Source organism: Kitasatospora sp. NPDC036934, from assembly GCF_055608425.1.
In genome coordinates, this window is the sequence record NZ_JBVJQR010000016.1 from 178857 (window position 1) to 187385 (window position 8529).

An 8529-nucleotide genomic window follows, 5' to 3' on the forward strand; every position below is an offset into this window, starting at 1 on the left:
GCTTTCGCACCATGGCAGTCAGATCACTCATCCGGATGATTCACCACGTGGGGATGGAACGAAGTGAGCACCGTGCCTGAGACCGAGCGTCCGCGGGCCCTGGCCCTGTCCAGGGCCGGAGTGGAGCGGGCGGCCGAGCACCGGTTCGACGAGCCCTGGCTGGCGGCCGCCTGGAGCCACCCCGCCACCCGGGTGCTGCCGATCGCCGGCGGCGAGGCCTTCGTCGTCGACACCGCCGAGGGCACCGAACTCGTCCTGCTGCCCTCCTTCGAGGCGCCGCAGACCGGGGACCGCTACTTCCTCGGCACCGACGAGGACGGCGTCTCCTACTTCGCGCTGGCCGGCGAGAGCCTGCCCGGCCGGCTGGACGGCGACGCCCGCCCGGCCGGACTGCGCGAGGTCGGCGCGATGCTGTCCGACCGCGACGCCGGCCTGCTGGTGCACGCCGTCGCCCTGGAGCACTGGCACCGGCTGCACAGCTTCTGCTCGCGCTGCGGCCACCCGACCGAGAAGGCCGGGGCCGGGCACGTGCGGCGCTGCACCTCCTGCGCGGCCGAGCACTACCCGCGCACCGACCCGGCGGTGATCATGGTGATCACCGACGAGCAGGACCGCTGCCTGCTCGGCCGCCAGGCGATCTGGCCGGAGGGCCGCTGGTCCACGCTGGCCGGCTTCGTCGAGCCGGGGGAGTCGATCGAGCAGGCGGTGGCCCGCGAGGTGCACGAGGAGGCGGGGGTGCGGGTCGGCGAGGTCCGCTACGTGGCCAGCCAGCCCTGGCCGTTCCCGTCCAGCCTGATGCTCGGCTTCACCGGCAAGGCGCTGCCCGGCGGCACCGAGATCACCGTGGACGGCGAGGAGCTGGCCGAGGCGCGCTGGTTCTCCCGCGAGGAGCTGCGGGCCGGGATGGAGGCCGGTGAGATCCTGCCGCCCTCCGGCATCTCGATCGCCCGCCACCTGGTCGAACTCTGGTACGGCGAACCGCTGCCGTCGGCGGCGCGCTGGTAATCCCGTACGAATTCCCGGTGCTTCCGTGCACTTCTGCGCACATCTGCACCCAAGGGGGCGCGTGGCTTATGTCGCGCGCCCCCGATTTCCTTTCCAAGCCCGTCCCGAATCCCACACGACCGGCTGTTCGTGGCCGGACGGGCCAGTTCTGCTACCGCAGGGCACTTCCGGGCCCCCACCGTCGACCCGCGCGGACGACATTGCCGGAAACGGCTGAAACCGCGTCACCGCGCTCGCTACATTCACTCGGGTGACAATCCCCCGGGGCACCGCCCAATCCCCCAAATACCAGCGCCTCGCCGCGGACCTGCGCCGCCGGATCGCCGAGGGCGAGTTCACCGCCGACGCCGCCCTCCCGGTCGAGAGCGAACTGGAACGCCAGTACGGCGTCGCCCGCAACACCGTCCGGCTCGCCGTCGACGTCCTGGTCAACGAGGGCCGACTCGTCCGCCTCCAGGGCAAAGGCACCTACCTGCGCGAACACCCCGTGCTCGACCACCACGCCTACGGGCCCAGCCAGCCCCCCGCGCCGCGCGACTGCCTCGCCGCGCCCTCCACCGTCTACCTCGGCGAAGCCGCCGAAGCCGGGCGCGAACTCAGCACCGACTTCGAGATGATGATCGTCCGGGCCCGCGTCGACATCGCCGAACGCCTCGGACTGCGCCCCGGCGAGGCCATCGTCGTCCGCCGCCAGCTGCGCCTGCTCGACCGCGAGCCCTACTCCATCGAGGAGAGTCACTACCGGGCCGGACTCGCCGCCGGCACCCCGCTGATGGAACCCGACCCCGTCGAGGGCGGGGACGAAGCCGTCCTCGCCACCCTCGGCCGCACCGAGATCGGTGCCGTCGACCACCTCGTCGCCCGGATGCCCGGCCCCGAGGAGGCCCAATGGTTCCAAGGCGGCCCCGGCGTCCCGCTCGTGGTCCAGACCCGGGTCACCTACGACCGGCGCGGCCCCGTCCGGGTCATCGAGACCCGCTACTCCGCCGACCGCAGCCGACTCGTCTACGGCATCGGCGACCTCGGCGCGCGCACCACCCTGCCCGCCCCCGCCACCCCGGTCGACCCGGCCCGGGCCGACGCGCCGTGACGCGCGCCGGCCCGGCCCGGCCGGCTCAGGCCGCCAGGGCCTTCTTGACCTGGATCAGGCTCGGGTTGGTCATCACGACCCGCTCGCCACCGCCCGCCGGCTGGACCAGCACCGTCGGCACCGTCTGGTTGCCGTTGTTCACCGACTCGACGAACGCCGCCGACGCCGGGTCCTCCTCGATGTTGATCTCGGTGTAGCCGATGCCTTCACGGTCCAGCTGGCTCTTGAGCCGGTTGCAGTAACCACACCAGGTCGTGCTGTACATCGTCACGGTGCCGGACATCGAGGGGGCTCCTTCGAAAGGGGGGTTCGTACGGTCTCACACCCGCAACGTCCACCGGACGGCAGTCATTCCGGCCGGATCCGGAAGGGGGCGTGCGGGCCGGCCGCGTACGGGCCGGGCGCGTACCGGCCCCGTGATCCGAGGCCGGTGACCCGTGACCCGGTGATCCGTACGAGAGCGGAGCGATCATCCTGCGATCACACCGGGCCTGTGGACAACCCCGCCCAGGTCGTCCCACCGGGCTGAGAAGATGGAACGCATGCAGGATGACCTCTTGAGCGGCAGCCCCTACGACGGCCCCCACGGCTCCCCCTGGGCCGACCCCGGCGCCGCCACGGGCCCCGACGCCGTGCTCGCCGGGCTCGACCCCGAACAGCGCGCCGTCGCCACCGCCCTGCACGGCCCCGTCTGCGTCCTCGCCGGCGCCGGCACCGGCAAGACCCGCGCCATCACCCACCGGATCGCCTACGGCGTGCGCAGCGGCGTCTACCAGCCCCAACAGGTCCTCGCCGTCACCTTCACCGCCCGCGCCGCCGGCGAGATGCGCGGCCGACTGCGCCAGCTCGGTGCCGACGGCGTCCAGGCCCGCACCTTCCACTCCGCCGCCCTGCGCCAGCTCCAGTACTTCTGGCCCCGCGCCATCGGCGGCCCGGTGCCCCAGCTCCTCGAACGCAAGGTCCAGCTCGTCGCCGAGGCCGCCGGCCGCTGCGGACTGCGCGTCCAGCGCACCGAACTGCGCGACCTCACCGCCGAGATCGAATGGGCCAAGGTCACCCAGACCGCCCCCGAGGACTACCCCGCCGCCGTCGCCAAGTCCGGCCGCGAAGCCCCCCGTGACCCCGCCGAGACCGCCCAGGTCTACCGGGTCTACGAGGAGACCAAGAGCCGCCGCGGCAACATCGACTTCGAGGACGTCCTGCTGCTCACCGCAGCCATCCTGGAGGACCGCCCCGACATCGCCGACCAGGTCCGCAGCCAGTACCGGCACTTCACCGTCGACGAGTACCAGGACGTCTCCCCGCTCCAGCAGCGCCTGCTCGACCGCTGGACCGGCGCCGACGGCGGCGCCAGCCTCTGCGTCGTCGGCGACGCCAGCCAGACCATCTACTCCTTCACCGGCGCCACCCCCGACTACCTGCTCAACTTCCGCAGCCGCCACCCCCAGGCCACCGTCGTCAAGCTGGTCCGCGACTACCGCTCCACCCCCCAGGTCGTCCACCTCGCCAACGGGCTGCTCTCCCAGGCCCGCGGCGAGGCCGCCCGCCACCGCCTGGAACTCGTCTCCCAGCGCGAGGCCGGCCCCGAACCGGTCTACACCGAGTACGAGGACGAACCCACCGAGGCCGAGACCACCGCCCGCCGCATCAAGGACCTCCTCGCTGCCGGCGTGCGCGCCAGCGAGATCGCAGTCCTGTTCCGCACCAACGGCCAGTCCGAGGTCTACGAACAGGCCCTCGCCGACCTCGGCGTGCCCTACCAGCTGAAGGGCGCCGAACGGTTCTTCGAACGCCCCGAGGTCCGCGACGCCGGTGTCCTGCTGCGCGGCGCCGCCCGCGCCGCCGCCGACCCGCTCACCGCCGGCGCCCCCGACCTCGCCGGCCAGGTCCGCGCCGTCCTCGCCAGCCGCGGCTTCACCCCCGAACCGCCGGCGGGCTCCGGCGCCGTCCGGGACCGCTGGGAGTCCCTCGCCGCCCTCGTCCGCCTCGCCGAGGAGTTCGAGCGCACCCGCACCGCCGAGGGCCTGACGACCGACCTCGCCGCCTACGTCGCCGAACTCGACGCCCGGGCCGCCGCCCAGCACGCCCCCGCCGTCGAAGGCGTCACCCTCGCCTCCCTGCACGCCGCCAAGGGCCTCGAATGGGACGCGGTCTTCCTCGTCGGCCTCACCGAGGGCACCCTGCCGATCATCTACGCCAAGACCGACGAGCAGGTCGAGGAGGAGCGCCGCCTCCTCTACGTCGGCGTCACCCGCGCCCGCAAGCACCTCAGCCTCTCCTGGGCGCTCTCCCGCTCCCCGGGCGGCCGCGCCTCCCGCAAGCCCAGCCGCTTCATGGACGGGCTGCGCCCCGGCTCCGCCGCACCCGGCGCACGCACCGGCGCGCGGGGCGGCCGGGGGAGCGTCGAGCCCGGCGAGCGCTCCGCCGGCCGACGGGTCCGAGGCCCGGTCAAGTGCCGGGTCTGCGACAAGCCGCTGACCGACGCCGTCGAACGCAAGCTGCGCCGCTGCGAGGACTGCCCGTCCACGATGGACGAGGCACTGTACGAACGACTGCGCGAGTGGCGGGCCCGGCAGGCGAAGAAGCAGGGCGCCCCGGCCTACGTGGTGTTCACCGACGCCACGCTGATGGCGATCGCCGAGGACGTGCCCGCCGGACGCCAGGAACTGGCCCTGATCTCGGGGGTCGGCGCCATGAAGCTGGACAAGTACGGGGCCGCCGTGCTCTCGTTGTGTGCGGGGGAGGAGCCCGAGGAGGATCCGGACGGCGTCGAGGACGACGGTCCGATCGATCCGGCGTGAGCCGGCACGGGCGCGGTCCAGGGGACTGCTCGGGGGACTTCGCAACCGCTGCGGAAGGTCGCGCGGACCGCGCCGTCGATGGCGTCGCGTGAACTCGCGTGAAAAATAGTTTGCGCGGCATACCGGGAGCGCAATAGCCTGCCGGAGCGGTCAAGGGGACGCGGTCGCACGGGGTGACACCTGTGCCGATCCCCCTCGCCACACAGCTTCACACAGCTTCACCGAGACAGACATCCGAACATTCGGAGCCAGGGGAACCAGGCTCCGCGAGACGCCGAGAGGAGGCGAAGACAGTGGGAAACATCATGATCACCAAAATGACTGGCCAGACCGTTGTCGCTGCCTCCCTGCGTGCCGCCCGCCTGCGGGCGCTCGCCGAGCTCGGTGGAACCGGTCTGGGTCTCGACACCACCGGTGTCTCCGTCGCCTCCGCTGTCAGTGGCCTTGGGCACACTGATCTGTGCCTCACGGGCGGCAGGAGTGTCGAAGGCACCGTCGTCGAGACCGGTCTGTCCCGTGGCTGGGCGCAGGTCAGCACGTCGCGTCCCGAGTGCGATGAGCGACCGCTCCAGGCACCGAAGTCCGTCGTAATCGCCGCCAGGCATGGCGACTATGCGCAGGTCATCGGTGCCGGAAACGCCCAGAAGCAGAACAAGCAGCAGATCAACCAGGTCATGGCCGCCTTTACCGGCGCCAAGGCCGTCCGGATGTGGGCCTTCCGCGGCCCTGAACCCTGGAGAGAACGAACCTGAGTCAGCCTCAGGTCGGCACCTCCAGGGCCGCGGAACCCGTCACACCGGGATCCGCGGCCCTTCTGTTTTGTCCGGTACGCAAGACCACCCAGGCCCTCCGGGGCCTCCGGCCCAGCACCACCAGTCCACTGGGCCGGAACCACTGAGAAGACGAGGAAGACGCCCACAGTGTCCACGGTCATCACGCCGCCCATCCCGTCCGTACCGCAGACAAGCCAGATCAACGAGGCCGACCAGGCCGACCCCCCGGAGGTTCCGTTCATGCAGCTCAACTCGATCGAGCAGGCCGAGGCGCTCGGTCTCCCCATCCCGTGCCGCGCCTTCGACCCGGAGGTCTTCTTCGCCGAGACGCCCGCCGACGTCGAGTACGCGAAGTCCCTCTGCGGCACCTGCCCGGTGAAGGACGCCTGCCTGACCGGCGCCCTCGAGCGGCGCGAGCCGTGGGGCGTCTGGGGCGGCGAGCTCTTCGTCCAGGGTGTCGTCGTGGCCCGCAAGCGGCCGCGTGGCCGTCCGCGCAAGACCGAGGTCATGGCGTGAACCCCGCCCACGACGCCAGGGCAGTCCGCCAGGGAGAACAGCCCCCGCTGGAAAGCGCCCTCCGCCGGTCCGTACGGATAGCCGCCGCCAAGGCCGACGCAGCAGCCCGCACCATCCCATTCCCGAGCACGCACCACGAGCAGGACCACCACATGACCCCCGCCGCCATCGATCCGACCGTCCGCGCTGAGCAGACCACCGAACTTCAGATCCAGAACAGGACCCTCGAAATGCAACTCATGCATGAATCCCTGGCCCGCGCCCATATGCAAGACAGGCTCCACGAGGCGGAGGAACAACGCCTCGTCAGCCGGGTCGTCCGGGCCCGCAAGCTCCGGCAGCGGGCCGAGCGGGCCTCCCTCCGGGCCCGCAAGGCGCTCGCCGTCGCGCTGATGTGACGCGCCGGACGCAGGCGGCTCGCCGCCGATCCGACTGACCCCCGTCGTGCCGCAGGCCGCCCCCCGTATTCGGGGAGCGGCCTGCGGCCGTTGTCGTGGACCGGTGCCGTCGGCCGTGGCCGTCCGTCCGGTGGGTCAGGGGCGGGCGGGTTTGCTGCTCTTCCTGGCCGCCGGGGTGGTGCGCTTCGCGGGGGCGGCCACCGGCTCGGCCGGCTCCTCGGGCCGCTCACCGGCGAACTCGGGCAGCCACTCCAGCATCTCGGCCCGGAACGGCGCCTTGGCACCCAGCTGGCACAACACCCCGATGGTGCTCAACGTCACCCGGTGGATCAGCAGGTACGCGGGCGGCAGGTTCAGCTGCTTGCCCAGGTTGTACGCGGGCGAGCGCGGATCGGCGATCCGCGCCGCCTGGGCCCGCATCCAGGTCCGGGTGAAGTGGAAGCTGTCCACTGCGGCCGGCTCGATGATCGGCAGCAGGTAGTCCAGTACCGCGTCCGGATCCAGCTGGATCGAGGGCTTCACGAAGCCCTCCTCGCGCAGCATCTGCAGCACGCCCGCGGCGTCGCCGTCCAGGGCCATCCGCAGCGAGGCCCCGATCGGCGCGGGCAGCCCACCGGGCAGCCGGTCCACCGTGCCGAAATCCAGCACGCCCAGCCGCCAGCCCTCGGCCGGGCCGGCGTCCTTCAGCAGCCGGAAGTTGCCGGGGTGCGGATCCGCGTGCAGCAGACCGGTCCGGGACGGCCCGGCGAACAGGAACCGGGCCAGCAACCGGCCGGCGCGGTCGCGCTCCTCCTGGGTGCCGTTCGCGATCACCTCGGCCAGCGGGGTGCCGTCCATCCACTCGGTGACCAGCACCTGGTCGGCCTGCGCCACCACGACCGGCACCACGATGTCCGGGTCACCCGCGAACTCGTCGGCGTGCCGGCGCTGGGCCTGGGCCTCCAGCTCGTAGTCCAGCTCCTCGGAGACGCGCTCACGCAGCTCGGTGATCAGCGGCTTGATGTCCAGCCCGGGGATCAGCGGGCCGAGCAGCCAGGCCACCCGGCTCAGCTGGGAGAGGTCGGCCAGCAGCGCGTCGCCGGCGCCCGGGTACTGCACCTTCACCGCGACCCGTCTGCCGTCGTGCCAGACCGCCCGGTGCACCTGGCCGATCGAGGCGGCCGCCGCCGGGCGGTCGTCGAACTCCAGGAACAGCTCGCGCCAGCCGTCCCCGAGCCGCTGGGCGAGAGCCGTGTGCACCTTGGCGGCGGGCATCGGGGGAGCGGCGTCCTGCAGCTTGGTGAGCGCGGCCCGATAGGGACCGGCGACCTCCTCGGGCAGCGCGGCCTCGAAGACGGACAGCACCTGCCCGAACTTCATCGCGCCGCCCTTGAGCTCGCCCAGGACCTTGAACAGCTGGTCGGCGGTGGCCTGCTGGAGCTCGGCCGTCACCACCTCGGCCGACCGGCCGCCGATCCGCTTGCCCAGCCCGAGCGTGGCGCGGCCGGCTATCCCCAACGGCAGGGCGGCGAGCCGTGCCGTGCGGGTCACTGCCTTGCGCGGAAGATCGCTCACCCGGGCCTCCAATCCCCTGGCCCCCCGACGCCGGACGGCCCACCATCACTACGCCATTGTGCCCGGTTCCGAAGCTGGTTCCGGCGGTATTTCTCGGGGGCCGGGGGGCGGTGACTTCCGAGGGGCCTTGTTGACCCTCCGGGGGCCCTCCCCCCTCCCCCTCCCCCCACGCCCCCACCCACCCCCCCACCCGCCCCCTCCTCCCACCTCACGCGCCGCCTGCCCACCCACCTCCCACGCTCACCCCGCACCTCGGAACAGCGGCTCCCGCTTCTCGCGGCCCGGGCCCCTCCCCCGGCCAGGTGTTTGACACGGGTTCCCCCTGTCACGGGGTCCCCCTGCCCTGGGTTCCCCCTGCCGGATCCTCGTCCTCATCCGCTCGGGAATCGGGG

At 72.5% G+C, this 8529-nt stretch carries 8 protein-coding genes; 6 read left to right on the plus strand and 2 right to left on the minus strand.

What is annotated here, in order from left to right:
• Nucleotides 1-63 precede the first annotated feature (63 nt).
• Both nudC and ACZ7BZ_RS25145 read left to right on the plus strand, forming a co-directional pair.
• A complete protein-coding gene (gene nudC / locus ACZ7BZ_RS25140; protein WP_380461822.1) occupies nucleotides 64-1005 on the plus strand; it encodes an NAD(+) diphosphatase in 942 nt (313 codons plus the stop codon).
• A 250-nt stretch (nucleotides 1006-1255) separates the two neighbouring features.
• On the plus strand, nucleotides 1256-2095 hold the full coding sequence (locus ACZ7BZ_RS25145; RefSeq protein WP_470360239.1) for a GntR family transcriptional regulator: 840 nt from the start codon (nucleotides 1256-1258) through the stop codon (nucleotides 2093-2095).
• Nucleotides 2096-2120: 25 nt separating this feature from the next.
• On the opposite strand, the gene ACZ7BZ_RS25150 is transcribed toward ACZ7BZ_RS25145, so the two are convergent.
• Nucleotides 2121-2378 (minus strand): mycoredoxin, encoded by a 258-nt coding sequence (locus ACZ7BZ_RS25150; protein WP_470360240.1) that lies wholly within the window; start codon nucleotides 2376-2378, stop codon nucleotides 2121-2123.
• A gap of 250 nt (nucleotides 2379-2628) precedes the next feature.
• On the opposite strand from ACZ7BZ_RS25150, the gene ACZ7BZ_RS25155 reads away from it, so the two are divergent.
• From ACZ7BZ_RS25155 to ACZ7BZ_RS25170, 4 genes are all read left to right on the plus strand, one after another.
• A complete protein-coding gene (locus ACZ7BZ_RS25155) occupies nucleotides 2629-4896 on the plus strand; it encodes an ATP-dependent DNA helicase UvrD2 (protein ID WP_470360241.1) in 2268 nt (755 codons plus the stop codon).
• A gap of 293 nt (nucleotides 4897-5189) precedes the next feature.
• Nucleotides 5190-5648, plus strand: coding sequence for a hypothetical protein (locus ACZ7BZ_RS25160; protein ID WP_470360242.1), 459 nt, complete (start codon nucleotides 5190-5192; stop codon nucleotides 5646-5648).
• A 168-nt stretch (nucleotides 5649-5816) separates the two neighbouring features.
• Nucleotides 5817-6185: a WhiB family transcriptional regulator gene (locus ACZ7BZ_RS25165; protein ID WP_465740760.1), complete on the plus strand. Its 369-nt coding sequence runs from the start codon at nucleotides 5817-5819 to the stop codon at nucleotides 6183-6185.
• Nucleotides 6186-6337: 152 nt separating this feature from the next.
• Entirely contained in the window at nucleotides 6338-6583 is a 246-nt protein-coding gene (locus ACZ7BZ_RS25170; RefSeq protein ID WP_380461827.1) for a hypothetical protein, read from the plus strand.
• 135 nt (nucleotides 6584-6718) lie between these two features.
• Here ACZ7BZ_RS25170 and ACZ7BZ_RS25175 read toward each other — a convergent pair whose 3' ends face one another.
• Nucleotides 6719-8137, minus strand: coding sequence for an ABC1 kinase family protein (locus ACZ7BZ_RS25175; protein ID WP_470360243.1), 1419 nt, complete (start codon nucleotides 8135-8137; stop codon nucleotides 6719-6721).
• Nucleotides 8138-8529: the final 392 nt, after the last annotated feature.

What these genes read in the sequence shown, in the direction of transcription:
- ACZ7BZ_RS25150 (WP_470360240.1), bottom strand. Translation starts at nt 2,378, where the DNA reads ATGTCCGGCACCGTGACGATGTACAGCACGACCTGGTGTGGTTACTGC.
- ACZ7BZ_RS25155 (WP_470360241.1), top strand. Translation starts at nt 2,629, where the DNA reads ATGGAACGCATGCAGGATGACCTCTTGAGCGGCAGCCCCTACGACGGC.
- ACZ7BZ_RS25170 (WP_380461827.1), top strand. Translation starts at nt 6,338, where the DNA reads ATGACCCCCGCCGCCATCGATCCGACCGTCCGCGCTGAGCAGACCACC.